Below are 26,189 nucleotides of genomic sequence, written 5' to 3' on the forward strand. Positions count from 1 at the left end.
GATGATAATGGCGCGAAGCCAACCGCCTGAATGTGAGTGAAATAAAGATGAACCTGTCGTTGCTGGCGGCGTATTTCGCCGCCATTTTCCTGCTGATCGCCACCCCGGGGCCGGTGGTGATGATGGTGGCCAACACCGCGGCGCGCTTTGGCGCCCGGCGCGCGCTGCTGACCGCGCTCGGCAGCAACTGGGCCTCCTTGCTGCTGATCGGCATCGCGGCGCTGATCATCACCGGGCTGTTCGCCGTGGATATGCGCATGCTGCAGTGGATAAGCCTGTTGGGCTGTCTGTTCATCGCCCGCATGGCGATTGTCTCACTCTATGAGGATTTATCTTCATTTAGCGAGGCACCGAGCGCGCCGCGCCCAGCGGGGCCGCACAAGCGCTCGGCGATCGTGAACGGCTTTCTGGTGGGCATCGCCAACCCGAAAGATATCATCTTCTTCGTCGCCTTTTTTCCGCAGTTCATCGCCGTCACCCCCTCGGTCGGCGCCAGCCTGACGCTGCTGACCACGCTGTGGGTGCTGGCGGACTTCGCCATCTTGCTGGCCTATATCATTCTGCTGTCGGGCTCGGTGCTGCAGCGCGCGCGCCGGACGATTTCCATTCTGTCGGCAGTGCTGCTGTTGGTGGTGGCGGTGGTGGGAACGGGGTATGCGTTGTGGGGGCTGCTCGGCTGAAGCCGCATAAAAAACGCCGGTCGGAAAACCGGACCGGCGTTTATCGTCATGTTTAAGCCGCGCCGTTCGGCTGCGGCGTGGGGTCGCCGTTGCGGCGTTTGCCGAGGAACAGCGCCACCAGCGTCAGCCAGCACAGGCCGCTGATGAGGTTGAACAGGTTGAACAGCCCGCTGCCGCCCCAGACGTAGGCGACCTTGGCCAGTTCGATGCCGACGGTGAACACCATCATGCTCAGCATGCCCATGGTGGCGGACACCGTGCCTTTGCTGACGTTGCTGGAGAACAGCGTCAGGCGGTACAGCCCGGCGTTGGCGAGGCCAATGCCGAAGGCGTACAGGCTCAGGCCGGCGGTCATCCACAGGTAGGCGTGGCTGGAGAACTGGGTCGCCAGCGCGGCGATCAGCAGCCCCAGCAGCATCGGGCCCGCGCCCAGCTTGATCAGGCGCTCCACGCTGTTCTTGCCGGTCAGGCGCGCCAGCGTCAGGTTGCCGAGGATCAGCGCGCCGAACACCGGGATCTGCAGCAGGCCGTAGTCCAACGTCGACAGCGACTCGCCGCTGATCAGGATCACCGGCGATTGGGCGATCCAGGCCAGCAGCGGCAGGCTGGCGAAACCGATCGCCAGGGCGCCGCACAGGAAGCGGCGATTGCCCAACACCTGGCGGTAGTCGCGCCATAGGTTGGCGGCGGAAAACGCCTCGCCCTGCAGCGTGGCGGTTTCCGGCATGGCTTTCCACAGGCCATAGAAGGCGATGGCCGCCAGCGCCGCAAACAGCACGAACATGCTCTGCCACGGCGCGACGTGGATCAGCGCCGCGCCGGCCAGTGGCCCCAGCAGCGGGGCGATCAGCGCCACGTTAGCCATCAGGGCGGTGATTTTGATGCACACCGCCTCCTCGAACGACTCCTGGATCGTGGCGTAGCCGACCGCGCCGATAAAGCACAGGCCGATGCCCTGCAGGAAACGCATGGCGATAAACTGCTCGATGGTGGTGACCAGCAGGATCGCCAGGCAGGAGACGATAAAGAACGCCACCCCGGCCAGCATCACCGGGCGACGGCCGCGGCGATCCGACAGCGGCCCGAGCAGCCACTGCAGGAAGATGCCGCCGGCCAGATAGGCGGTCATCGAGGTGGGCACCCACTCTTCGCCGGCGTTGAAATCTGCCACGACGGCCAGCATGCCCGGCTGAATCATATCGTTGCCGATATAGGTGGCGAACTCGAACAGCACCAGACAAAGAGGGAATAAAAGCGCCTGCCGGCCCAAACGTGCCGCAGGTGGTAATGTTGTTTTCATATTATTGTACTGATAGTAAAAGAGAAAAAGGAACTGCCAGGGCGGGAAGCGCAAACTGAGCGAGTTATGGCGGCTATTTTGCCGCCAATTGTTCACCTTCGCAATCATAAGGTGCGGTTTAAGTGCATTCTGATATTTCGCTTTTGGGTTGTCGCCGAACGCTGCGCCCGATAACCTCTTATTAACATATCAATATGACACAAGATCGAGCGAGCGTTTGAGCGAGAAAATCGGCTGGATAGACAACCTGCGGGCGATAGCGTGCATGATGGTGGTGATGATCCACGCCACCACTTATTACGTCACCAACGGCGCGGCGATAGGGCTGCATAACTGGGATATCGCCAACGTGCTGAATTCGCTGTCGCGTGTGTCGGTGCCGCTGTTCTTTATGATTTCCGGCTACCTGTTCTTCGGCGAAAAGAGCGCCGGCCGGCGACATTTCACCCGCATCATCTGCTGCATTCTGTTCTACAGCGCCATCGCGCTGATCTATATCGCGGCTTTCACCAAGATCGGTTTCTGGCCGTCGCTGCGCGGCATTCTGCAAAAGCCGGTGTTCTATCATCTGTGGTTTTTCTACGCCATCGCGGTGATTTACCTGCTGTCGCCGCTGATCGGCGTTAAACCGGTGTCGCGCCGCTATCTGGCCGTCGCGCTGGTGGTGTTGGCGGCGATCGCCAACCCGAATACCGACAAGCTGGCCTTCGGCAACGCGCACCTGCTGCCGGTTAATCTGTATATCTACGGCGATACCTTCTACTACCTGCTGTATGCGTTGGCCGGGCGGGCGATTGGCATGATGGAGGCGCGCGGGCGCGCCGTGGGCTGGTTGGCGGCATTGGGATTTGCGCTGTGCGTGGCGCTGATCGCGCGCGGCACCAAGCATCAGCTGTTCATCAACGGCAACTTCGCCGATACCTACTACATCTACAGCGGCCCGCTGGTGTTTATGGCGGCGGTGGCGCTGCTGGTGTGGGTGAAACACTGTTTGCCGCAGCCGATCGGCTGGCTGAGCGTATTTTCCCGCCATTCGCTGGCGATCTACGGTTTTCACGCCCTTATCGTCAACATGATGCGCAATCGGCACCTGGATTTCACCGGCCACCCGCTGCTGGATATCTTCTGGGTGTTCGGCGTGGCGCTGGGGCTCAGCCTGCTGCTGTCTGTCGGTCTGCAGCGGCTGGATACCCGCCGGCTGGTGTCATAGCGGCGAGCGCTGGCGCTGTTGGGCGCGGCGCAGCTGCCGCCCGGAAGAAAAACCGGCCGCCAGCGCGGCCTTCTCCAACCCATACCCTTGCTGCAGGCGCTGTTGCGCCACCGCCAACCGCAGCTGCTCATGATATTCCCGTACGCTGATGCCGACGTGGCTGCGAAACAGCCGCGCCAGATGGCGGCTGCTGACGTGCGCCTTCTCCGCCACCTGCGGCACCGACCAGTCGGCTTCCGGCTCGGCGGCCATCACGTCCTGCGCGCGGTGCACCGCCGGGTGCAGGTGGTTGCGGTAACGCAGCCAGGGCGACAGTTGCGGATCGTCGCCGGCGCGGCGGAAATAAACCACCATGTCGCGTGCGACGTCGCGCGCCCGGCCGGAGCCGCAGTGACGGTGAACCAGATGCAGCGCCAAATCGATGCCGGTGGTGATGCCCGCGCTGGTGTAGACGCCGCGGTCTTCGACGAAGATGCGGTTCTCTTTCACCTGCGCCGCCGGCGCCTGCAGGCGGATGCGTTCGATGACGTCGTGGTGGGTGGTGCACTGATAGCCGTCGAGCAGCCCGGCCTGCGCCGCCAGCAGCGCGCCGGAACAGATGCACACCAGGGTGATGCGCTGCCGCTGCAGATCGGGCCGCAGCGTCGCCAGCCAGCGGCGGGCCTGCTCGGCCTCTTCACCGGCGAAATAGCGCTGCGAATCGCCGACGCCCGGCAACACCAGAATAGCGCCGTCTTCCAGGCGTTCGGGCAACGGCTGCAGGCCGCTCAGCGTCATGCCGATGGAGCAGACGACCTGCGGCGCCGGGCTGAGGTAACGCAGGCTGAACGACCCGGCGAGGCGCAGAGTTTCCGCTGGGCCGCTGACGTCGAGCGACAGCACGTTGGGCAACAGCAGAAAATAGACGGCCTGCGGCATGGTTACTCCTGTGCGAGTTGCGCCAGCGCCTCATCCACGCTGGCGATGCGGGCGAAACGATCGACCAGTACGGTTTCAGTATGCCGCTTCAGCTGCGCGGGGGTAAAGACTTCACCGTCGGGATGGCGCATCGGGAAGGTCAGCGTCGCCTCGGTGACGAAGGTCACCCGATAACCGAGATCGGACGCCACCCGGGTGGTGGTTTCACAGCACTGTTCGGTGCGGATGCCGGAGATGATCAGGTGGTTGATATCCCGCTCGCGCAGCCAGGCGTCGAGGCCGGATTCGGTCAGCGCATTGTGCACATGCTTATGCACGGTGATATCCGCCTGGTGGGTGAGGAACGGCAGGCGTTGCACGTGGCCCGAAGCCAGCGAGAAAGGCCCCTGCGGCGAGACGTGCAGCACGTCGACCAGCGCCGCGCCGCGTTGCTGACAGCCCGCGATCAGACGGGTCAGCGCCTGTTGAAACGCCGGCAGATCGTCCTCCTGCCAGAATGGACGGTGCTGGAATGATTGCTGGACATCGATGATCAATAACGCGCTCTGTGACATTTTCGGCCCTCCGCCAGTGTGTGTAGCGACCATCTTGCGCCACGCCTTACTCTGGCAGAAGGCCAAAAACGGCCATCATGATGACAACAGCGGACCGACCTTAGGCTTTGCTCACCTGGCCAGCCACCAGGCGCCCCTGATGGAAGGTGGCGCTGCGCGCCGGCAGGCGGGCGACCGCCTCGGCGGAACAGCTGGCGTTGACCAGCACGAACTCGGCGGCATCGCCGGCTTTCGGCCAGGCGCGCTGGCCCTTATCGTCCAGCGGCAGCACGCCGCCGGTGGCGATGGCCATGGCGCGCGACAGGTGATACTCGTCGGATCCGCGGTACAGCTGGGCGTACAGGTTGGCCTTTTCCAGAATGTCGCCGGTGCCGAACGGCGACCAGTGGTCGATTACGCTGTCGGTGCCGGTCATCACGAACACCCCTTTCTCGCTGAGCTGCGGCAGCGGCATCATCAGGCCGCCGATCGGTACCGTGGAGGCGATGGTGATCTGCTGCGCCGCCAGCCGGGTGGCGGTTTCCGCCAGTTCGCCCGGCGTCAGCGTGGTCAGGGCGAAAGCGTGGCTGATGGTGACCTTGCCGCGCAGCGCCGGGTTTTGCTCCACGGTGGCGATCATGTAGTTGATGGCGGCGACCCCGGCCGGGCTGGTTTCATGCAGGTGGATATCCACGCCTTTGCCGGTATCGAGGGCGATCTGGAACATGGCGTCCAGCGATTTCTCCATCGCGCCGTCGACGTTGGTCGGATCGAGCCCGCCGACGTACTGCACGCCCATCTGCATCGCTTCACGCATCAGCGTATCGACCCTGGAGTGCAGCAGGCCATGCTGCGGGAAAGCGACGATTTCACAGCTGAAGTCCGCCCGGTGGTTTTCCAGCGCGCGCTGCAGGTGCTCCAGGCTTTTCAGGCCGCTGACCGGATCGATATTGCAGTGGCTGCGCGCCACGGTGCTGCCTTTGGATTGCAGCAGGGCGATCAGATTTTCCGCCCGCTGCTGCGAGGTGGACAGCAGTTTCGGGATCAGCGTCTGCTCCAGCGCGATCATGTCCATGATGGTTTTGCCCTGGCGCGGGCGCGGCGCCTGCCACGGGCCGCTGTAGAAGGTTTTGTCCAGGTGGATGTGCATATCGCGAAACGCCGGCAGCAGCAGCTGGCCCTGCGCCTTATAGCGGGGCACGCCGGCGGGCAGCGCGGCGTTGGCGGCATGAATGGCGGCGATCTTGCCGTCTTTGATCTCAAGCGTATACAGCGCGGTGCGGGTGCCGATCACCGTGTCGCCGTCGTATTCAAAGCCGTCTTCCAGCCGCACCTCGCTCAGGCAGTAGTGACGTTCGGTCAGGGTCATCGGTGCTGGTGCGCACTGCTCGCCGCCAAGAGACGCGGCCTGTGCCACACCGCCGGTCAGGCCGATCACCGCGCAGGCGGTGGTGAGTTTGCCGGTTTGGCTGAGGAAGGCTCTGCGGCCCGGTTGTTGAGGGTTTTCCACGTTCGGTTCCTTAATCCAGAGGTGAGGTGGGTGAAAACATCCCCCAATTTAGGAGAGGAAGCGGTCGGTTGGCAGCGACATTTGCCACTGGTGACTATTCGATTTGGTAATGACCGGCGCCCATCGGTTGAATGGCTTTCCTGGTTTGCTCTTTCGTAGCTTTAATGGCTACATTTGTAGTTATTAAAGCTACATTGAGGTTAGCGTGATGCACGATCCGATGCTCGAACTGCTGTTCAGCGAATACCGTAGAAAAGTGCTAAGCCTGCTGTTTATTGAGCCCGGGCGAGCGTTTCACGTGCGGGAAATTGCGCGGCGTACCGCAACTCAGGCCGGTACTTTACATAAAGAGTTGAGCAGGCTGGCTGAGGGGGGCATTTTGCTCAGGCAGCGGCAGGGCAATCAAATTTGCTATCAGGCCAACGTTGATTGCCTGATTTTCCCAGAGCTGGCGGCTATTTTCCGCAAGGCTTGCGGGCCAGTGGAGCGCTTAAGGCAGACATTGGCAGAGTTTGGTGCAGCTATTGAACGGGCCTTTATTTTTGGTTCAGTCGCCAGTGGCAAAGCGACGGCGGCCAGCGATATCGATGTGTTGATCGTTGGCAAACTGTCTTTTTCGCAGGTGATTCAGGCTATTTATCCGCTGCAGGAAACGCTGGGACGGGAAATTAACCCCAAATTTTACTCGCCGGAAGAGTGGCGGGCGGCTTTGGCCGAGAACTCCGCGTTTATACAGGACATTATGCAGAAACCCCAACTCTGGATTGCGGGAGACAAGGATGACGCTGGACAATCTGGTCGGGCTGGGACTGGAGGTGATAACGCCTGACTCGGGAGCGATTAAAAAATTGCTGGCCGCCGCCGCGCGCAACCGCCGTGATGCGGGTATCACTCAGCTCAGCAATGAGAGCCGTTTCGACACGGCATATAAGGCGGTCATGCAAATGGCTAATGCCGCTTTGCAAGCCAAGGGGTACCGTACGCTGACCAGCAAACCCGGTCATCACCAGACCATGATCCAAACGTTGCCGCTCACCGTAGGGTTGCCGCGCGAGGCAATGATCTGCCTGGATGCATTGCGAAAACAGCGCAATGTGGCGGATTACTCCGGCGATTTGGTGACGGATGCGGCGGTACAGGCTTGCCTTGAGCAGACCGACGCGCTGTGGGTACGGATTATCGACTGGCTACAGCGCGAATATCCGCAGATATTGGCGTAACCGATCTCACTTCAACCCGCAAAACACCGTCAGTCGCTGGGCCAGTGCCAGCGTGGCGGCGGGGGCGCCGTCGCGGTAGTAGAGCGCCAGTTCGAAGCTGTCTATCGGCGGCAATCCTTCGGCCGCGCCCAGCACCCGGTGCGTGGGCAGACGGCAGCCGGCCGGCAGCAGGGTGACGCCCAGCCCGGCGGCGGAAGCGGCGGTCAGCGCCGCCAGGCTGGCGCTGCTGTAACCGATACGCCAGCGTTTGCCGAGGTTGTCCAGCGCCTGGCACAGCTCGTCGCGGTACAGGCCGTTGAGTGGAAATACCGCCAGCGGCACCGGCGATTGCTCGATAGCCGGAAAGGCCAGGCTGTCCAGCCACAGCAGCGGTTCCGGCCGCGCGGCGCGCGGCGGTTGCTGGCGGCGCTGCTTCACCAGGATCAGATCCAGCTCTTCACGTGCGTAGGCGCTGTGCAGATCGGCGCTCAGGCCGCTGGCTACGTCCAGCCGCAGGTGCGGGTGCTCGCGGCTGAATTCCGCCAGCAGCTCGGTGGTGGGCACGGCGAAATCTTCCGGCATGCCGATCCGTAGCACGCCGTCGCGCCAGATGCCGGTCAGCGCGTCGTGGGCTTCTTCATTCAGCGCGATGATGCGGCGCGCGTAGCTTAACAACTTGACGCCTTCTTCAGTCAGCAGCACCTGATGCGAGGAGCGTTCAAACAACGGTTTGCCCAACATCTCTTCCAGCCGACGCACCTGCTGGCTGACGGTGGACTGCGACAAAAACACCCGCTCTGCGGCGCGGGTGAAGCTGTTGCTGTCGCACACGGCGACGAAGCTGAGCAGCAGCTGCGGATTGAACATCGGGTAGCGATTCATTTTCCCACTGTTGGCTATTTTATTATTTAATTTCCCAATACTAGCGGCGTTGCCTACAGTAACGCAACGCTGCGGCGATCGCGCTGTGACGCCGCACTCTTCATTTCGCAGTGCCAGGAATATATCGTGTTAAATCATTCTGTTAATTCACCTTCTCCACGTCGCTGGTTCAACCCCCTGTTGCTGGCGCTGGTGTTGATCGGCCTGAACATGCGGCCGCTGTTGACCTCGATCGGCCCGTTGCTGCCGACGCTGCGCCAGGCCACCGGGCTGAGCTTTGGCGGCGCGGCGCTGTTGACCACGCTGCCGGTGCTGATGATGGGGCTGATGGCGCTGGCGGGCGGCGCCATCAATCGGCTGTTCAGCGAACGCAGCGCCGTGACGTTGAGCCTGCTGGCGATCGGGCTGGGCGCGCTTTGGCGCGAACTGGCCCCCGGCAGCGTGCAACTGTTAATGAGCGCGGTGCTGGGCGGGCTCGGCATCGGGGTGATCCAGGCGGTGATGCCCGGCATCATCAAGCATCACTTCCTCAAAAGCATGGCGCTGGTGGCCGGGCTGTGGTCGGCGGCGCTGATGGGGGGCGGCGGTCTGGGGGCGGCGATCACCCCATGGCTGATGAGTACGGGGCGCGACTGGCACAGTGCGCTGGCCTGGTGGGCGTTGCCGGCCCTGGTGGCGCTGCTGGCCTGGTGGCCGGTCAGCCGCGGGCTGTCTCGCCTGGGCGCGGCGGGAGAACACCGCGGCCCAAGCCTGCTGCGCAACCGGCGCGCCTGGCTGCTCGGTGCCTATTTCGGCCTGATCAACGGCGGCTATACCAGCCTGATCGCCTGGCTGCCGCCGTATTACATGCAGCTCGGCTGGCAGCCGCAGGCCAGCGGTTCGCTGCTGGCGCTGATGACCTTCGGCCAGGTGATGGGCGCGCTGCTGCTGCCGGCGCTGGCGCGCAATCATGACCGGCGGCCGCTGCTGTTGCTGGCCTTGATGATGCAACTGATCGGCTTTATCGGTCTGATTTACCTGCCGCAGACGCTGCCGTGGCTGTGGGTGTTGGTTTCCGGGCTGGGGCTGGGCGGCGCGTTCCCGCTGTGCCTGGTGCTGGCGCTCGATCACCTGCACCAGCCGGCGGCGGCCGGGCGGCTGGTGGCCTTTATGCAGGGCGTCGGTTTTCTGCTGGCGGGCGTGACGCCCTACCTCTCCGGCCTGCTGCGCGACTACAGCGGCGGCTTCGTGCTGGACTGGCAGATCCACGCGCTGCTGGTGGTGGTGCTGATCGCCATCACCTGGCGCTTCCACCCGCACAGCTACCGGCGGGCGTTCGCCGAATAATATTTCTGTCATTGCCGCTCCCTATAGTGACGTTGCTTTTACTTCTGGGCGATAACAACGAAAAGGGACAATGACATGCACAACACCAAAACCCGGCTGGCGCTGCTGGTCGGCTGCATGGCGCTGAGCGCCAACCTGTGGGCCGAGGCGCAGCCGGTGCAGGCGACGCTGGCCGGGCATGCGCTGCTGCCGGTAAAATCCGCCGTTTCCACACCGAAGGATGCACCGAGCGATCTGCAACAGAGCGGCAAATACACCAGCGGCAAACGCGTCACCGAGCTGGGCAGCGTGGCGGGCAAATCCGCCGATCGCCTGACCGGCCTCGGCCTGCCGATCAACGGTCAGCCGCTGCAGGGCCACTCCGGCATCAAGCACATGACCGACGGCACCTACTGGGTGCTGACCGACAACGGCTTCGGCAGCAAAGCCAACTCCCCGGATGCCATGCTGTACCTCAACCACTACAAGATCGATTTCAAAGACGGCACGGTTGCGCCGCTGAAGACGGTGTTCCTGCACGATCCGGATAAAAAGGTGCCGTTCCATATCATCAATGAGAGCACCGAGAAGCGCTATCTGACCGGCAGCGATTTCGACCCGGAAAGCTTCCAGTTTGCCGACGATGCCTTGTGGATCGGCGAAGAGTTCGGGCCTTACCTGATCAAGGCCGACCTGAACGGTAAAGTGCTGGCGGTGTTCGACACTCAGGTGGACGGCAAGGTGGTGAAATCGCCGGACAACCCGACGCTGACCCTGCCGGGCGCGCCGGACGGCAAGCAAAACTTCCAGGTGGCGCGCTCCAAGGGCTTTGAAGGCATGGCCGCCTCGCCGGACGGCAGCAAGCTGTACCCGCTGCTGGAAGGGGCGCTGTGGGACGGCGAGCAGTTCGAGAACGTCGGCGGCAAACGCTACCTGCGGGTGCTGGAGTTTGACGTCAAACGGCAGGCCTGGACCGGCCGCAGCTGGCAGTATGTGCTGGAAGACAACCAGAACGCTATCGGCGACTTCAACATGATCGACGCCACCCACGGGTTGGTGATCGAGCGCGACAACGGCGAAGGCACGCCGGACAAAGCCTGCGCCGCCGGTGCGCCGACCGACAACTGCTTCAGCCTGGTGGCCAAGTTCAAGCGGGTATATAAAATCGCCTTCTCGGACGCCAACGTCGGCAAACCGGTCGAAAAACTGGGCTATATCGACCTGATGAACATTCAGGATCCGAACAAGCTGGCGCGCAAGCCGCTGAACGACGGCGTGCTGACCTTCCCGTTCTTCACCATCGAGAACGTGGACGTGGTGGACGCCAACCACATCATCGTCGGCAACGACAACAACTTCCCGTTCTCCTCCAGCCGCCAGCCCAATATGGCGGATGACAACGAGTTCATCCTGCTGGACGTGAAGGATTTCCTGAAGTAGCCCCCCGGCCGCCGAATCGCCGGCGGCCGCCATTTCCCGCTTAGCGCAGCGAACGAACTGCGCTATAATCAGCGCCTTGCTTCCCTCTTCTCCAAGGAAGATCCTCGTCCCCGGTGGGGCGGCCGGACTTCAAATCCGGTTGGGGCCGCCAGCGGTCCTGGGCAGGTTCGACTCCTGTGATCTTCCGCCATTCGATGTCTCTCAAACTCTCCTGAATTCAACTAAAACCCCGTGTATACTGGCTTTAAGCCATGATTCTGTCTACAGAGCTCAACCGAACTCAACCCACATCAAGTGATATCTGGGGGTCCTTTAGGGGGTTCAAAAATGCATGCTATTTTCTGGCACCCCCGTAGGCATGTTGTAACCCCTTTTTATCTGGTTTGGCAGTACCTCGCTTGAGGCCACTGCCCATATCTATCAATGGAGATGCTATGCCACTAACGGACATAAAAGTGAAAACGGCCAAGCCGATGGAGAAAGCCTACAAGTTGGCTGACGGCGGTGGCATGTATCTGCTGGTCAAACCCAATGGCTCAAAGTACTGGCGCTTGAAGTATCGCTTTGCTGGTAAAGAGAAGATGCTTTCTATCGGCGTGTATCCCGATGTCTCATTGGCTGATGCGCGCGAGAAAAGAAAGGAAGCACGCAAAACGTTAGCCTCTGGTGGCGACCCCGGAGAAGTGAAGAAGGCTGAAAAGCTGTCGCAAAAGCTTTCTATCGCAAACACCTTCGGAGCTATCGCCCGCGAATGGCATCAGCATAAGGCCGACCGTTGGTCGTTACGTTACCGTGAGGAAATTATCGATACCTTCGAGAAAGACATTTTCCCTCATATCGGCAAACGCCCTATTGCTGAGATCAAGCCGATGGAGTTGCTGGAAACCTTACGACGGATGGAGAAACGTGGGGCATTGGAAAAAATGCGCAAGGTACGGCAGCGCTGCGGGGAGGTTTTCCGCTACGCCATTGTTACCGGGCGTGCTGAGTACAACCCCGCGCCTGATTTGGCGACAGCATTGGCAACTCCGAAAAAGACGAATTTCCCTTTTCTTAGCGTTGAAGAGCTACCTCATTTCCTCAAAGATCTCGCTGGGTACACCGGTAGCATCATCACCAAAACTGCAACGCAAATCATCATGCTGACAGGGGTTCGTACTCAGGAGCTGCGTTTTGCTCGTTGGCAGGATATCGACTTCGAGAAACGGCTTTGGGAAGTCCCCCCTGAAGTGATGAAGATGAAGCGGCCCCACATCGTTCCGTTGTCTGAGCAGGTAGTGAATTTGTTCTTGTCACTGAAACCTATCACGGGTGCATACTCATTGGTGTTCATTGGGCGAAATGATCGTACGAAGCCGATTTCAAAGGAAAGCGTTAACCAGGTGATTGAGTTGCTTGGTTACAAGGGAAGGCTGACGGGCCACGGCTTTCGCCACACGATGAGCACGATTTTACATGAAAAGGGCTACAACTCGGCTTGGATTGAGACGCAGCTTGCTCATGTGGATAAGAACGCGATTCGTGGAGCTTACAACCATGCGCAGTATCTGGATGGCAGGAGAGAGATGATGCAGTGGTATGCGGATAATCTTGAATCAATGTTGGATAGTGAAATGTTACCACGCAGATCATTCAGCAAGAGCGCATAAAAATCGCAGAGCACAAAAAAATTTGTGCATGTTCCAGTTTATGACAACAGTGGCATATTTTTAATTAAAATCAACAAATTAAGAATTTATGGAGATATGAAACATTTAATTTTTTGCAGATGGAACACGCCAGCTTTGCTCTGTAGCGCTGCTACTGCATTTTTTTAGGTTTACATTCTTGTTTTTTTGTTTGATTATAGCTTCACCGCACCACTTTTAACTCTGTACGATAACTACAGAACTTAGTGATGAAGGTGCGACAGGTTGCAGCCTGTCGCGTTGACTCAAACCCAAACGTCTAAATTAGGAGATCAAATCTATGCCAGCTTATCAAATTTCTTACGATCTGCGGAAGCAGAAAGATTATGCCTCACTCATTGAGCGTATTAAGTCCTATGGGACCTGGTGCCATCCTCTCGAATCAACCTGGGTTATCGTCACCACTCAAACAGCAACTCAAGTTCGCGATTATCTCAAAGCTGTTATGGATAACGATGATGGTTTACTCATCACTGGTTTGCGGGGAGACGGTGCGTGGTATGGGCTTTCCAACAATATCTCTCAATGGCTTAAAAACAACTTATAATCGTCACGCTTAAGAATAGATGCGCCAAGGATGGCGCAATGAATCAGGGGCCCGTATGCCAACATCTTTAAAACAGTTAGGCCAAATTGCAGGCATCCGTTCAGGCCACACTCTGAGGGGAGCAATCACGCCTGATCCTGAAGGAGATGTACGTCTGTTACAGATTAAAGACCTCGATCAGGACTGGCAGTTCGATCACAAAGTACTATCTACTGTTGTATGGGAACAACGAATCGCTCCCCCATTTCTTGAACTGGGGGAGATTGTCGTTGCGGCCAGAGGGAATCGTAATCTGGCAGTTGTCTATCGTGGCGAGGTTCCTGTGGTTGCTACCAGCCAGTTCCTGATTGTTAGCCTCAGAAGACAAGAGCGTGAGATTGTCCCCGAATACCTGTGCTGGCTGTTAAACCATCCGATGATTCAGCAAGAGTTTCATCGGAGTGGTACCAATATTCAGTTAATAACTAAATCAGCGCTGCTGGATGTCGCTATCCCGGTTCCACCTCTTGAAACTCAATTACAGCTTATCGAGCTCCAACGTGTATGGCAGACAGAAGATCAACTTATCAATAAGTTACAGAAAAATCGCCATCAGCTTGAGCTTGGTATTTTGCAAAAACTACTTAAGGATTAACTTGTTATGAGCAATATGATCGATCAAGACCGCATCAACCGCGTGCTATGGGGCGTATGTGACACTTTCCGTGGCACCATCAGTCCTGATACTTACAAAGATTTTATTCTTACTATGCTGTTTCTGAAGTACATCTCGGATGTCTGGCAGGATCACTATGATGGCTACAAAGCCCAGTATGGCGATGAACCAGAACTGATTGAAGAGATGATGAAGAATGAACGCTTTGTGCTTCCGCGCAATGCCAGCTTTTATGCACTTTATGCTCGTCGCAATGAGCCAGGTAACGGGGAGCGCATCGACCAGGCATTGCACGCAATCGAAGAAGCCAATGGAACTAAGCTGAAAGATGGCGGGAAAAGCGTGTTCCAGGACATTTCTTTTAACACTGACAAGTTGGGCGAAGAAAAACAAAAGAACTCTATTCTTAAGCAGTTGCTTGAAGACTTTACTGACCCTGAGTTGAATTTAAAACCAAGCCGCGTTGGCGGTCTGGATGTAATTGGTAATGCTTACGAATACTTAATCGGTAGATTCGCTGCTAACAGCGGCCAAAAAGCGGGCGAGTACTACACACCACCAGAAGTGTCAGATCTGCTCGCTGCATTGCTTGACCCACAGCCAGGGGAATCTATCTGCGATCCAACCTGTGGTTCTGCTTCACTACTGATGAAGTGTGGTAAGTGGGTGGCTCAACAGCACCATAGCAAGAACTATGAGCTTTACGGGCAGGAAGCGATTGGTTCAACCTGGTCGCTGGCTAAAATGAACATGTTCCTGCACGGCGAGGATAACCATAAAATCGAGTGGGGTGACACGATCCGCAACCCCAAATTGCTCGATAAAAATGCCAATCTGATGCTGTTTGATGTGGTTACCGCTAACCCACCTTTCTCACTGGAGAAGTGGGGAATTGATGATGTATCTGATGATCACTTTGGTCGGTTCCGCCGCGGTCTGCCGCCTAAGGCTAAGGGCGACTATGCGTTTATCCTGCATATGATCGAAACTATGAAGCCGAAAACTGGACGCATGGGCGTTGTGGTTCCCCACGGTGTACTATTCCGTGGTTCTAGCGAAGGTAGAATCCGTCAGAAGCTGATAGAGGAGAATCTATTGGATGCTGTGATTGGGTTACCGGAAAAGCTTTTTTTTGGCACAGGTATTCCCGCAGCGATTCTGATCTTCAAAAAGCACAAGGTTGACGATAACGTGCTGTTTATCGATGCCAGCAGTGAGTTTAAACCGGGTAAAAATCAGAACCAGCTGAGCGCAGGTAATATTGCCAAAATAGTAAAAACCTACCGCACTGGCGATAATGTTGACAAATATTCTTATCTCGCTAGCCTGCAAGAGATTCGCGAAAACGACTACAACCTGAACATTCCCCGCTATGTCGATACTTTCGAAGAAGAAAAAGAGATCGATCTGGTAATGGTGCGTGCTGAACGTGATCAGCTTAAAACACAGTTGGTTGAGCTGGAAGTTGAAATGGCTAAATATCTGGAGGAACTAGGTTATGGTGCCTGATGGATGGAAGAGAGCGCCACTTAAAACAGTTGCGGAAGTAAGGTCTGGTGTAGCAAAAGGTAAATCAGGGCTGAGAGATCCAATTGCAGTGCCATATCTAAGAGTTGCTAATGTTCAAGATGGGCATATCAACCTCGATGAGGTGAAGGAGATTGAAATCGAGAGTCATCAGCTTGAGCGTTACGCACTCAAGTTTGGTGATGTTCTTATGAATGAAGGTGGAGACTTTGACAAGTTAGGCAGGGGCGATGTTTGGTTAGCACAAATTACACCTTGCTTACATCAGAATCATGTTTTCGCAGTAAGGCCAATGCCGGAGAAAGTAGACTCATTTTTCCTCGCTGCTTTAGCTGCAAGTAGCTATGGAAAAAAATATTTTCTTAGCTGTGCAAAGCGGAGTACTAATTTAGCAAGTATTAATTCTTCGCAACTAAAAGAATTCCCCGTACTTATTCCACCACTTCCGGAGCAAAAGAAAATCGCCCAGATCCTTTCTACCTGGGATAAGGCGATCACAACAACTGAGCAACTGCTTACCAATAGCCAACAGCAGAAAAAAGCAATTTTGCAACAATTGCTTACTGGTAAGAAACGTTTTTTGAATTTTAGCAGAGAGTGGAAAGAAGTCCCTTTAGGAAAGCTTTTTTGTCGTGTGATGAAAAAGAATTCTGGATGCAGTACCAATGTCGTCACAATATCTGGACAACAAGGTTTGATACGGCAGGATGAATTTTTTAAAAAAACTATAGCCTCAGATATATTGGATGATTACTTCTTGATAAAGAAAGGTCAATTTGCATATAACAAGAGCTACTCAATCGGCTATCCCATGGGGGCTATCAAGAGGCTTAATCGTTACGAGCACGGTGTTGTTACGACATTATATATCTGCTTTGAACTAAGTGATCTTGATAATGCAGATAGTGACTATTTTGAACATTATTTTGAATCAGGGATGCTGAATAGAGGGTTAACAAAAATTGCCCACGAAGGAGGTAGGGCACATGGGTTATTAAATGTTAAACCGTCTGATTTCTTTTCTTTGAGTGTTTTTTTGCCTCCAATTGATGAGCAAAAAAAAATAGCTAGAGCTTTAACCATAGCAGATTGTGAAATTACAACCCTGCAACAAAAACTCAGCTACTTAAAACAAGAAAAAAAAGCCCTGATGCAGCAACTGCTTACCGGTAAACTCCGAGTGAAAACGGAGGCCGCATGACGGATAAACTCTTACCTCAACCACCAGCAGGTGAATTCCTGCTGTTCCAAAGCGAGGATGGTCGCGCACGCGTTGAGTGTCGCTTTCAGTCAGACACTCTTTGGCTCACCCAGGCATCCATGGCTGAGCTATACGATAAGGATGTTCGTACCATCAACGAGCATCTGATCAACATTTTTTCCGAAGGTGAACTTGGTCAAAATTCAACTATCCGGAAATTCCGGATAGTTCGCCAGGAAGGAAAACGTCAGGTTTCCAGAGAGATAGAGCACTACAGCCTCGAAGCCATATTGGCCGTAGGCTATCGTGTTCGCTCAGTTCGGGGGACTCAGTTCCGCCAGTGGGCCACGCAAACCCTACAGGAATATCTGATTAAAGGGTTTGTGATGGATGACGAGCGGCTGAAGAATCCGCCCGTTGGCTCTTCTGTGGTGCCCGACTACTTTGACGAGATGCTGGAACGTATCCGCGATATTCGAGCCAGCGAGCGGCGCGTCTATCTGCGTGTGCGGGAGATTTTCGCGCTGGCTGCTGACTACCAACCATCTCTGAAAGAGACTACCCTTTTCTTTCAGACCATCCAGAACAAGTTGCACTTTGCCTGCACCGGGCATACAGCTGCTGAGCTGATCCACCAGCGGGCAGATGCCAGCCAGCCTTATATGGGGCTCACCAGCTATAAAGGCAATGACGTGCGAAAAGGCGATGTCACGGTTGCTAAGAATTACCTGATCCAAAAAGAGGTCAGTGAGCTGAACCGTGTGGTGAATATGTGGCTGGACTATGCCGAAGATCAGGCATTGCGTCGCCAGCAGGTCTTTTTGCAGGACTGGCAGGAGAAGTTGGATCAGTTCTTGCGGTTCAACGACCGTAATGTGCTCCAGGGCGCGGGCACTGTCAGTAAGAAAATAGCGGATGAAAAAGCTCAGGGTGAATATGCACGATTTGCAGAGCAGCGGCGTTTGTTAAAAGAGGCCGAGGGTGAGAAGGATATTACCGAGCTACTGCACTGGAAAGCCGACAAAGATAAGGGAACATCATGAGCATGCAGATCGCGCCAAAATTCCAGGAAGAGTACAGCGCCAAGCTTCCGGCGCTGGCCCTCCTGAGTAATTTAGGCTGGACCTATATTTCACCTCTGCAAGCCTTGTCTGCGCGAGCAGGCAAGGTAGATCAGGTGGTCCTAAACCAGATTTTGCGTGAACAGTTAGCCAAGAGGACATTTATCTTTGCCGGTAAAGAGCATGCCATTTCTGACAAAGCGATTGATAGCCTGATTGCCGAAGTTAACAGTCCTGCATTAAACCAGGGATTGATTACTGCCAATGAGCACTTGTACAACCACCTGTTGTACGGCATTTCCGTGACGGAATTTATCGATGGCAAACGGGCTAACCCGACTATATCGCTGATCGACTGGAACAATCCGCAAAACAACAGCTTTGTTTTCACCGAAGAGTTCAGCGTGACACGTGCTAACGGCATTGAGGCACGCAGGCCCGATATTGTCTGCTTTGTGAATGGTATTCCGTTGGTCGTTATCGAGGCTAAGCGCCCGGACGGCAATGCTAAAAAAGGGCCGACTATTGACGAAGGGATATCTCAAAGTCTGCGAAACCAGCGCCATGATGAAATTCCACGACTGTTTGCCTACAGCCAGATTTTATTGTCGATAAACGGCCATGATGGACGTTACGGGACTTGCGGAACACCGACCAAATTTTGGGCTACATGGCGGGAAGAAGATATCACCGATCTTGAGATGCTAGCCTTAAAAAACCGCAAGCTTACTGCGCAGCAGATTGATTCAATCTTTAGCCATCGTCCGGGTGCATGCCTGGAATGGTATAAGAAACTGATTGCAGCGGGTGAGCTGGCTTTAACGGGCCAGGACCAGCTGCTTATCAGCCTGTTGTTACCCGAACGTCTATTGGATATGGCTCGTTTCTTCACTCTGTTTGATAAGAAAGCCGGTAAGGTCATTGCCCGATATCAGCAGGTATTTAGTATCAAACGGCTGCTACAGCGTATCGAAACGAAGAATCCTGATGGTAGTCGCAACGGTGGGGTTATCTGGCATACCACAGGTTCAGGTAAGTCACTGACGATGGTTTTCCTGAGCAAAGCGCTGATTCTGAGTGAAAATCTCAAGCAGTGTCGCATCGTAGTGGTGACCGATCGCATCGATTTGGAAAACCAGCTCAGTCGCACCTTTATCTCAACGGGGGAACTGACCGGTAAAAGGGATAAAACCGATGCCATCGCCACCTCTGGCAAACGTCTGGCCGAACAAATAGGCAAGGGGGCTGAGCGCATTCTCTTCTCGTTGATTCAGAAATTTAACACGGCCACCCGCCTGCCCGAGTGCGTGAATACCAGCCCCGATATCATTGTGCTGATTGATGAAGGCCACCGCAGTCACGGCGGCGAGAGTCACCAACGCATGAAGCTAGCTCTACCTAATGCGGCATTTGTTGCTTTCACCGGTACCCCATTGCTGAAAGATGATAAGACCACGAATAAATTTGGTCCCATCGTTCATGCTTACACCATGCAGCGTGCGGTGGAGGACAAGACCGTCACTCCACTTCTCTACGAGGAGCGCCCGCCCGAGCTGAACGTGAATGAACGAGCGATAGATAGCTGGTTTGACCGTATCACCGAGGGGTTAACGGATAAACAAAAAGCCGATTTGAAGCGTAAGTTTGCTAATAAAGGGCAGGTTTATAACGCTGACGATCGCATCCACCTTATTGCGCTGGATATCGCCAACCATTTTGTCAAAAACATCGACGATGGCCTGAAAGGGCAACTCGCCTGTGACAGTAAAGCAGCAGCGATAAAATACAAAAAGTATCTTGATGAAGCCGGGTTGTTTGAGTCTGCAGTGGTGATTAGTTCGCCTGACACGCGTGAAGGGAATACCGAGGTGGATGAATCTGGTATCCCTGATGTGACCAAATGGTGGCAAGATAACGTAGGCTCTCAGGATGAACAGGCTTACACACGTAATGTCATCGATCGTTTTGATAAAGATGATTCGCTGAAGCTACTTATTGTGGTTGATAAGTTACTTACCGGATTTGATGAACCCAAAAATGCCGTGCTTTACATCGATAAGCCTCTAAAAGGGCATAACCTGATTCAGGCAATAGCCCGTGTTAACCGCCTCCACCCTAAGAAAAAATTTGGTCTGTTAATCGATTATCGGGGCATCCTCAAAGAGCTGGATACCACCATTGAGGATTATCAGAAACTGGCATCCCGCACGCAGGGCGGTTTTGATATTGACGATCTGGTGGGGCTGTACGGCCAGATGAGTACGGAGTATAAGCGCCTTCCACAGTTGTATAAAAATTTGTGGGCGATTTTCGTCAGTGTAAAAAATAAAAACGATATTGAGCAGCTTCGTCAGGTGCTGGTGCCACGAACGGAAGAAAAGTACGGCGAAATGGTTGATGTTCATCTTAAAGTCCGTGAAGACTTTTATGAGGCTCTCACACAATTTGCCAGCTGCCTAAAAGTGGCGTTGCAATCGGCTACCTTCTTTGAGGATAAGAGTTTCAGTGAAGAAGACCGCCAGCATTATAAAGAGACGCTGAGGCAATTTACCAGCTTGCGCCAGCTTGTAAAGCAGGATGCCGGAGAAACGGTAGATTATGATCAGTACACCGAACAGGTTAAAAAGCTGCTGGATAAACATGTTGTTGGCGTAGAAGTCCGCGAGCCAGATGGGGTGTATGAAGTCAGCAAAATGGGACAGCGGCCCGAAGAGTGGAGCGAGGATAAAACCCGCAACGAAACGGATATTATCAAAACCCGCGTAACCCGCATGATTGAGCAGGATTTACGTGATGATCCTTATGCCCAGGAAGCCTTCTCGAAGTTACTACGTCTGGCTATTGAAGAGGCGGAAAAACTGTTTGATCACCCTCTCAAGCAGTACATGCTATTTCGTGAGTTTGAGGAGCAAGTACAAGATCGGCGGCTGAACGAAATACCTGATGTGTTTGCCGGTAATCATCATGCGCAAGCTTACTTCGGCGTGTACAAAAAAGTGTTACCGGAGGTTTTTGCCGTTACCGATTCTCAGGTTATCGATAAATGGGTGAAGCTTGCTTTTGAAGTAGACCAGGCTGTTGATATCTCAGTGGCTGAGAACTCGATCAATCCGCAAAATATTGAGGCTGATATCCGCAAGAAGCTTCTACCGATGATGTTTAAAGAGTGTAAGGCAATCGGTGGCGGAATGGATCAGGCGAAAAAGATCGTGGAAATGATTGTCCAGATTACCCGTGTAGGGCTGAGCGGAGTGTAAATCGTGGATGAAAGAGTAATGAGCTTCATTTACGGTGATGAACGCATTACCTTCGAGTGTAAACCCCGATCGTTGGTGAATGGGCGCATTCTGATAAAAGTTCACCCCGACTGCCGGGTTGTGGTATCCGCGCCGCAGGATACCGATGACCAACAGATTCTGAATGCTGTTGAAAAGCGTGGGCGCTGGATCTATCAGCAGCTGAGGGATTTCCGTAAGCAGCTGGAATATATCACGCCACGACAGTATATCAGTGGCGAGAGCCACTATTACCTGGGCAAACAGTACATGCTTAAGGTGATAGTGGCTCCCTATGAAGTTCAGGGCGTAAAAATGTTGCGCGGTAAGCTGGAAGTCACTTTACGCCATAAGAGTGCTGAAAAGGTCCTGCAGCTGCTGACTGACTGGTATAAGGCCCGTGCACGGGAAGTATTCGCCAGAAGGCTGACCGCTATGCTGGAGCAAGCGCTATGGGTCAGTGACTCACCTCCATTGCGCATCCTCACCATGCAAACTCAGTGGGGGAGTTGCTCTCCTAACGGTCGGCTCACCCTTAACCCAAACCTGGTTAAAGCTCCCCGGGAATGCATCGACTATGTGATTTTGCACGAGCTCTGCCATCTAGCCGAGCATAACCATAGTGAACGGTTCTACCGGCTAATGGGGCAGGTGATGCCGGAGTGGGAAATTGTAAAAACGCGTCTGGATGAAATGGCGGGGATGATATTTTCTGATTTATGATGTGGGGAGTGATATTTTCCCATAGTCAGTAAAATTGATGACAATGGTGTACATACTCACTTCCCATCGCGAGATGGAAGTACGCCAGAGTTGCTTAGCAACCAACTAATTTATAGATGGTTGGTTTAACAATCGATTCACCAAAAACTTTATCAGGGATGTTTCTATGGCCGTTCCGACTTACGATAAATTTATTGAACCTGTACTCCGCTTCCTGGCTGGTAAACCTGATGGCGTTCCGGCTCGCGATGCGCACGAAGCGGCCGCTGACGCACTTAATCTTGATGATAATCAGAGAGCTGAAGTGATTGCCAGCGGTCAGTTAGTTTATAAAAATCGGGCTGGCTGGGCACATGATCGTCTGAAGCGTGCAGGGTTATCGCAAAGCTTATCCAGAGGAAAGTGGTGCTTGACGCCAGAAGGAATCAACTGGGTACAAGCCCATTCCCAGCCACTGACTGAAAATGAAGTAAACCATCTGGCGTTTGATTTCATGAATGTTAAGTTAAAGCAGCAACCAGATGCTGTTGACCTTGATCCAAAACCATCATTACCGAATCAGGAAGAGTTAGCAAAGAGCAGCCCGGACGATCGTCTTGATCAGGCGCTAAAAGAGCTACGTGACTCTGTTGCTGACGAACTGTTAGAAAATCTGTTGCAAGTTTCCCCGGCACGTTTTGAGGTTATCGTTCTGGATGTTTTGCATCGTCTGGGTTATGGCGGGCACCGGGATGACCTACAACGCGTGGGGGGCACTGGAGATGGCGGTATAGATGGTATTATTTCGCTTGATAAACTCGGCTTGGAAAAGGTTTATGTGCAGGCCAAACGTTGGCAGAACACGGTTGGCCGCCCGGAACTTCAGGCGTTTTATGGCGCGCTAGCCGGTCAAAAAGCCAAGCGTGGAGTGTTTATCACAACCTCCGGTTTTACTTCGCAGGCAAGAGATTTTTCCCATTCCGTCGAGGGTATGGTACTGGTTGATGGTGAGCGTTTGGTTCATTTGATGATTGAAAACGAAGTCGGCGTTTCCTCCCGTTTGGTTAAAGTTCCTAGGCTGGACATGGATTACTTTGAGTAACGGGTTAATCCGAGCCGGAGCGACAGCTCCGGTGATTTGTTCGAAGTGCTTTCTTTCTGAGGGTTGGTCTTCGTGCTTCTGAGTTTTTTATCCTTTGTATACTGCCATGTGTCTACCAGCCGCTGTAGTTGGTTATTTCGTATGTGCAAGGTGAACTCAGTTTGTTAATCGTTAGCCTCAACGACATTCTGCTTCTGCATCTTCTTATCCGCTTCAGCAAGAGACCTCATGCGCAAACGAATGACTTAGGTAGCGGAATGACGGAAACGGATTATGGTGCGTCTGCACCATATTCAATATCAAAATGTGCGGAAGCCTCTGGTGCGTTATCGCCGCTGAGACTCCAGAGCCGATGTACTTCCAGTACCTTAATGACGTCATCAATGCCTTTACAGAGCCAGTTCCATCGGAAACAGCGCCTTGAATTCTGTTTCCAGGATGGCCAGGTGCAGATTGATATACGCTCGTGACATGGCTGACCATTCTCCCTGGCTGTCCTCATAAGCTGTTAATGACGCGATTTCAGCAACAAAATGGGCTTCAAGGGCATGTCGTTCTGTCGGTTTGACTTGCGCAAGGCTGGAGGCGAGCCGACGAATACTTGTTACTTTTAAATTAATATCGACCAGTTTCTTTTTTCGTTTTTCCAGCAGCCGCTTGCGATTCAGCCCACACAGACTGATGGTCGTTTTTGCCCTCTCATCCAACGGTATAAGAAAAGGATAACCCAGTTGTGTAAAAATCCATTTTAAATGCCTGACAGGATTATCTTTGCACGGGTTCAGAAGTAAGGGGTGTTCAAGCTTTAATTTATGGCTGGGTCTGGTACACCGCACAGAGCCTTGCACTAACGGAAAATGATTCTGCTTCCCGCTTAATTGTTTTTCTTTTTCCAGATAAACCTGACCATCTGACGTAATGGCGTAATGTTGCTTTTTACGATGACTGTTACAGTCGCTGCAGCTGGGTAATAAATTATCCCAGTCAGCCGCAAGCCACCAATATCCAGGGTGTTTCGAAGAGTCGGTAACACCGCCTTTAGGACGATAGTGTTCAACGGCCATCGGCTGAGAGGCCGAGTAATCGGTTTCACAGTAGGCACATTTGTTGTGAAAGAGGGTATCTAATGCTTCAACAACATCAGGCGCTTTATAGACAGCAAAAGGGTAGACCGGTGTATCAGACGTCTTCTGGCGATAATAGGCTTTTGCTTTTTTTAACTCTGTCGCAGCAGCCGACTGGCTTCCTCTCAACGATGCCGGCTTTCTAACAAGATGCTTTTCAACAAAAATCATCGCTGCGCCTCCTGCAACCTTTTGACAATCATTCTTACCGCATCTTCATGAAGTTTCTCGCGTTCCAGAGGAGTCTGGCGTGCCTGTTCAACATAGCGAGCAATACCTTCTGCAATAGCGCGTTGCGCCGGATTTCCTGACAATGCCCTGTATTGGCTCAGTTCTCGCTCAATATCATGGATTAATTCCTGCTGTCGGGACGTTTGTTGTATTGTGCGCTCGTAACGATTGAGCAGATTTTCAAGCGTACCGTCCAGAGTGCTCAATAGTCCGAAATAGTCAGAGGTTAACAATTGTTCAATGTCCATACCCTGCACAAGAGGCAATTCACTCAATTCGACGACCTGCTGACTAGGATCCCGGAAAAGCACGCGTACTTCATGCTGGGTCAGACCTCGAAGGCACAGAGGATCATGTGTGGAAAAAATGAATTGGACACCTGGCATCGCCCGGCGTAATGCCGACACGACCTGAATCTTCCACCGGGGATGAAGATGCGTTTCAATTTCATCAATCAGTACGACCCCATGCGCAGCCTCAAGGCTTCCCCAGTAATGGGTCATTCTGAACATTATATCGAGGCTCATGGCAAACAAGGACTGGTACCCGTCGCTCATCTTGCTGAGCGGCGTATCACGGCCATGAGCGCGAACCAGAATATTGCGATGAATGTCCCGTAGGAGAAACTCCCCCTGTTCTAGTGACAGGATTTCTTTCATTGCACGGGCAATAGAGGCAAAGAATTCATCATCTTTGTCCGCTAATTCGCTCGTCACATCCCGTAGCAGAGCTGTGGGATAAAACAGTGACTTCCCTACGGCAGTACCCCGGGTTCGTTCACAGAAATACCGGCGTGCACCGTAAGCGAGAACCATAAAGTCAGGCCAGTCATTGTCAGCAGACACGAGCCCTTCATCTGAAATCGTCAACATGCGCGTATCGCCTCCCTCCAGGTTGAGAGTAATGCTGGCAGATTTCATGTGGCTACGTTGCCAGCCTTCACGATCGCGTTGCAGGTAATTTTCGTAATCCAGGCGCAATCGAGTCCGTTGCTGTCGACTCATCAGCGTCAGGCAAATTCCCTGTAAAATACTGCTTTTCCCAGTGGAGTTTTCTCCCACTAATGCTACACAGGGGGCTAAGTCTTTTGGGGGGCTAATATTGGTAAAATCAAGAGTAAAATCTTCAAAACTCTTGAAATTTTGTAGTCTGATACCAGTTACGAATTGTGAGGCCAGACTACGACGCTTCTCCTTATTCGCCACGTTTGCCCAGTCTATTTTTTGCTTTGTCTCAGGAAGGGGGAAGGAAAAGTCAGACCAGAGGCGCATAAGTTCGTCGGCCGACAATGAAGAGTCCAGAACAGCATCAAAGGCTCGGGCAAACGTCGGAAGTGGTTTAAAGCGTAGATTTGTGTACTCACCAGCAACGATCCGCAACAGTGTATTGAGAAAGATCATTGTTACACCGGGGCGTTTCGTTTGTATGAAATAATATTCTGACGAACGAGCCTTTATGCACTGATCAAGTTCAGCGATTATATCTATCATTTCATTTTCACGCTCATACCGCAGTGGTGCCCGGTTAAGCTGTAAAATTTCAATGGTGGTATGACCTTTCTCCGTGAGAGGTAACAATAAACCATCATGGCGGATGCTTAGATGCTCACAGGGGTTATCGGCTGAGGGGTTCAGGAGTAACGTTTTTTCAGTTCTTTGCGCCTCTGACCAGGTACACTGGATCTGAGCCGGATGTCCATGCAGGGGAAACCAGTTTGATTTTGCCCGATTACATTCCTTACAGACCAACAACAGATTTTGCCATTGATAGGCGAACCATCCGTAATAATCTGGGGCTACTTGACGGTCAATACCAAACTGTGCCCCTCCGCGGGGTCGGTAATGTCCAATTTCATGAGTGTCAATAAGTTGTTCACACCAGGCACAACGTCCCTGAAATTCACGCGTCAACCTCAGGTGCACCTCGCTGTTATATAATAGTTCAGGATCAAACGGTGGGCGGGAAAGCATTCGTTCTGCGGGCAGTTGTTTGTAGTAATCTGCCAGCTTGCGTCGCTGTTCCCGGATTCTGGACGCTCTTAATGCTTCAGGTGGCACTCTGGATCTGACGATTTTTCTCATGAGGTAATTATCATTAAA

The 26,189-nt window shown here is 53.9% G+C and carries 22 protein-coding genes and 1 tRNA gene; 16 read left to right on the plus strand and 7 right to left on the minus strand.

Annotated features, from left to right (window positions below; all coding sequences use genetic code 11):
• Positions 1-47 precede the first annotated feature (47 nt).
• Positions 48-680, plus strand: coding sequence for a LysE family translocator (locus ATE40_RS21135; protein ID WP_063918261.1), 633 nt, complete (start codon positions 48-50; stop codon positions 678-680).
• Between the two features lie 52 nt (positions 681-732).
• Here ATE40_RS21135 and ATE40_RS21140 read toward each other — a convergent pair whose 3' ends face one another.
• Positions 733-1,980, minus strand: a complete 1,248-nt coding sequence (locus ATE40_RS21140) for an MFS transporter (protein WP_004934040.1) — start codon at positions 1,978-1,980, stop codon at positions 733-735.
• Between the two features lie 217 nt (positions 1,981-2,197).
• On the opposite strand from ATE40_RS21140, the gene ATE40_RS21145 reads away from it, so the two are divergent.
• Positions 2,198-3,190, plus strand: coding sequence for an acyltransferase (locus ATE40_RS21145; protein ID WP_063918260.1), 993 nt, complete (start codon positions 2,198-2,200; stop codon positions 3,188-3,190).
• On the opposite strand, the gene ATE40_RS21150 is transcribed toward ATE40_RS21145, so the two are convergent.
• The 3 genes from ATE40_RS21150 to ATE40_RS21160 form a co-directional block, all read right to left on the minus strand.
• Positions 3,185-4,108, minus strand: a complete 924-nt coding sequence (locus ATE40_RS21150) for a GlxA family transcriptional regulator (protein WP_015376180.1) — start codon at positions 4,106-4,108, stop codon at positions 3,185-3,187. The two genes, ATE40_RS21145 and ATE40_RS21150, sit on opposite strands and share 6 nt — an antisense overlap.
• Before the next feature lie 2 nt (positions 4,109-4,110).
• On the minus strand, positions 4,111-4,662 hold the full coding sequence (locus ATE40_RS21155; RefSeq protein ID WP_004934049.1) for an isochorismatase family protein: 552 nt from the start codon (positions 4,660-4,662) through the stop codon (positions 4,111-4,113).
• Between the two features lie 100 nt (positions 4,663-4,762).
• Positions 4,763-6,151 carry an amidohydrolase family protein gene (locus tag ATE40_RS21160; protein ID WP_063918259.1) on the minus strand — a complete coding sequence of 463 codons (1,389 nt, stop codon included), beginning with the start codon at positions 6,149-6,151 and terminating at the stop codon, positions 4,763-4,765.
• A gap of 208 nt (positions 6,152-6,359) precedes the next feature.
• On the opposite strand from ATE40_RS21160, the gene ATE40_RS21165 reads away from it, so the two are divergent.
• Together ATE40_RS21165 and ATE40_RS21170 are read left to right on the plus strand one after the other, a co-directional pair.
• Positions 6,360-6,980 carry a nucleotidyltransferase domain-containing protein gene (locus ATE40_RS21165; RefSeq protein WP_063918258.1) on the plus strand — a complete coding sequence of 207 codons (621 nt, stop codon included), beginning with the start codon at positions 6,360-6,362 and terminating at the stop codon, positions 6,978-6,980.
• Complete coding sequence (locus tag ATE40_RS21170; RefSeq protein WP_063918257.1) at positions 6,931-7,371, plus strand: hypothetical protein; 441 nt, start codon at positions 6,931-6,933, stop codon at positions 7,369-7,371. The genes ATE40_RS21165 and ATE40_RS21170 overlap by 50 nt, the downstream gene beginning before the upstream one ends.
• A 6-nt stretch (positions 7,372-7,377) precedes the next feature.
• Here ATE40_RS21170 and ATE40_RS21175 read toward each other — a convergent pair whose 3' ends face one another.
• The gene (locus ATE40_RS21175; RefSeq protein WP_025160289.1) at positions 7,378-8,232 is read right to left on the minus strand and encodes a LysR family transcriptional regulator; all 855 of its coding nucleotides are present in this window, start codon (positions 8,230-8,232) and stop codon (positions 7,378-7,380) included.
• Between the two features lie 126 nt (positions 8,233-8,358).
• Between ATE40_RS21175 and ATE40_RS21180 the strand changes: the two genes are divergently transcribed.
• From ATE40_RS21180 to ATE40_RS21225, 12 genes are all read left to right on the plus strand, one after another.
• The gene (locus ATE40_RS21180) at positions 8,359-9,558 is read left to right on the plus strand and encodes a cyanate transporter (RefSeq protein ID WP_063918256.1); all 1,200 of its coding nucleotides are present in this window, start codon (positions 8,359-8,361) and stop codon (positions 9,556-9,558) included.
• Positions 9,559-9,633: 75 nt separating this feature from the next.
• Positions 9,634-10,977 carry an esterase-like activity of phytase family protein gene (locus tag ATE40_RS21185; RefSeq protein WP_063918255.1) on the plus strand — a complete coding sequence of 448 codons (1,344 nt, stop codon included), beginning with the start codon at positions 9,634-9,636 and terminating at the stop codon, positions 10,975-10,977.
• A gap of 95 nt (positions 10,978-11,072) precedes the next feature.
• Positions 11,073-11,167, plus strand: a tRNA-Sec gene (locus tag ATE40_RS24815).
• A gap of 244 nt (positions 11,168-11,411) precedes the next feature.
• Positions 11,412-12,626, plus strand: a complete 1,215-nt coding sequence (locus tag ATE40_RS21190) for a tyrosine-type recombinase/integrase (protein WP_063918254.1) — start codon at positions 11,412-11,414, stop codon at positions 12,624-12,626.
• 319 nt (positions 12,627-12,945) lie between these two features.
• Positions 12,946-13,212: a hypothetical protein gene (locus tag ATE40_RS24410; protein WP_071892039.1), complete on the plus strand. Its 267-nt coding sequence runs from the start codon at positions 12,946-12,948 to the stop codon at positions 13,210-13,212.
• 55 nt (positions 13,213-13,267) lie between these two features.
• Positions 13,268-13,846 carry a restriction endonuclease subunit S gene (locus tag ATE40_RS21195; RefSeq protein WP_063918253.1) on the plus strand — a complete coding sequence of 193 codons (579 nt, stop codon included), beginning with the start codon at positions 13,268-13,270 and terminating at the stop codon, positions 13,844-13,846.
• A gap of 6 nt (positions 13,847-13,852) precedes the next feature.
• Positions 13,853-15,376 (plus strand): type I restriction-modification system subunit M, encoded by a 1,524-nt coding sequence (locus ATE40_RS21200; protein ID WP_063918252.1) that lies wholly within the window; start codon positions 13,853-13,855, stop codon positions 15,374-15,376.
• Positions 15,366-16,595, plus strand: coding sequence for a restriction endonuclease subunit S (locus ATE40_RS21205; protein WP_063918251.1), 1,230 nt, complete (start codon positions 15,366-15,368; stop codon positions 16,593-16,595). The genes ATE40_RS21200 and ATE40_RS21205 overlap by 11 nt, the downstream gene beginning before the upstream one ends.
• Positions 16,592-17,638 carry a virulence RhuM family protein gene (locus tag ATE40_RS21210; RefSeq protein WP_063918250.1) on the plus strand — a complete coding sequence of 349 codons (1,047 nt, stop codon included), beginning with the start codon at positions 16,592-16,594 and terminating at the stop codon, positions 17,636-17,638. The genes ATE40_RS21205 and ATE40_RS21210 overlap by 4 nt, the downstream gene beginning before the upstream one ends.
• Complete coding sequence (locus tag ATE40_RS21215; RefSeq protein WP_063918249.1) at positions 17,635-20,913, plus strand: type I restriction endonuclease subunit R; 3,279 nt, start codon at positions 17,635-17,637, stop codon at positions 20,911-20,913. Before ATE40_RS21210 ends, ATE40_RS21215 begins: the two co-directional genes overlap by 4 nt.
• A gap of 18 nt (positions 20,914-20,931) precedes the next feature.
• On the plus strand, positions 20,932-21,654 hold the full coding sequence (locus ATE40_RS21220; protein WP_063918248.1) for a M48 family metallopeptidase: 723 nt from the start codon (positions 20,932-20,934) through the stop codon (positions 21,652-21,654).
• 166 nt (positions 21,655-21,820) lie between these two features.
• Entirely contained in the window at positions 21,821-22,735 is a 915-nt protein-coding gene (locus ATE40_RS21225) for a restriction endonuclease (RefSeq protein ID WP_063918247.1), read from the plus strand.
• 389 nt (positions 22,736-23,124) lie between these two features.
• Here the strand turns inward: ATE40_RS21225 and ATE40_RS24510 are convergent, their stop codons facing one another.
• Positions 23,125-24,030 carry an HNH endonuclease family protein gene (locus ATE40_RS24510; RefSeq protein ID WP_084799188.1) on the minus strand — a complete coding sequence of 302 codons (906 nt, stop codon included), beginning with the start codon at positions 24,028-24,030 and terminating at the stop codon, positions 23,125-23,127.
• Positions 24,027-26,171, minus strand: a complete 2,145-nt coding sequence (locus ATE40_RS21230; protein WP_084799190.1) for an AAA family ATPase — start codon at positions 26,169-26,171, stop codon at positions 24,027-24,029. Before ATE40_RS21230 ends, ATE40_RS24510 begins: the two co-directional genes overlap by 4 nt.
• Positions 26,172-26,189: the final 18 nt, after the last annotated feature.

Origin of the sequence: Serratia surfactantfaciens (assembly GCF_001642805.2) — a bacterium.
Lineage (GTDB): Bacteria > Pseudomonadota > Gammaproteobacteria > Enterobacterales > Enterobacteriaceae > Serratia > Serratia surfactantfaciens.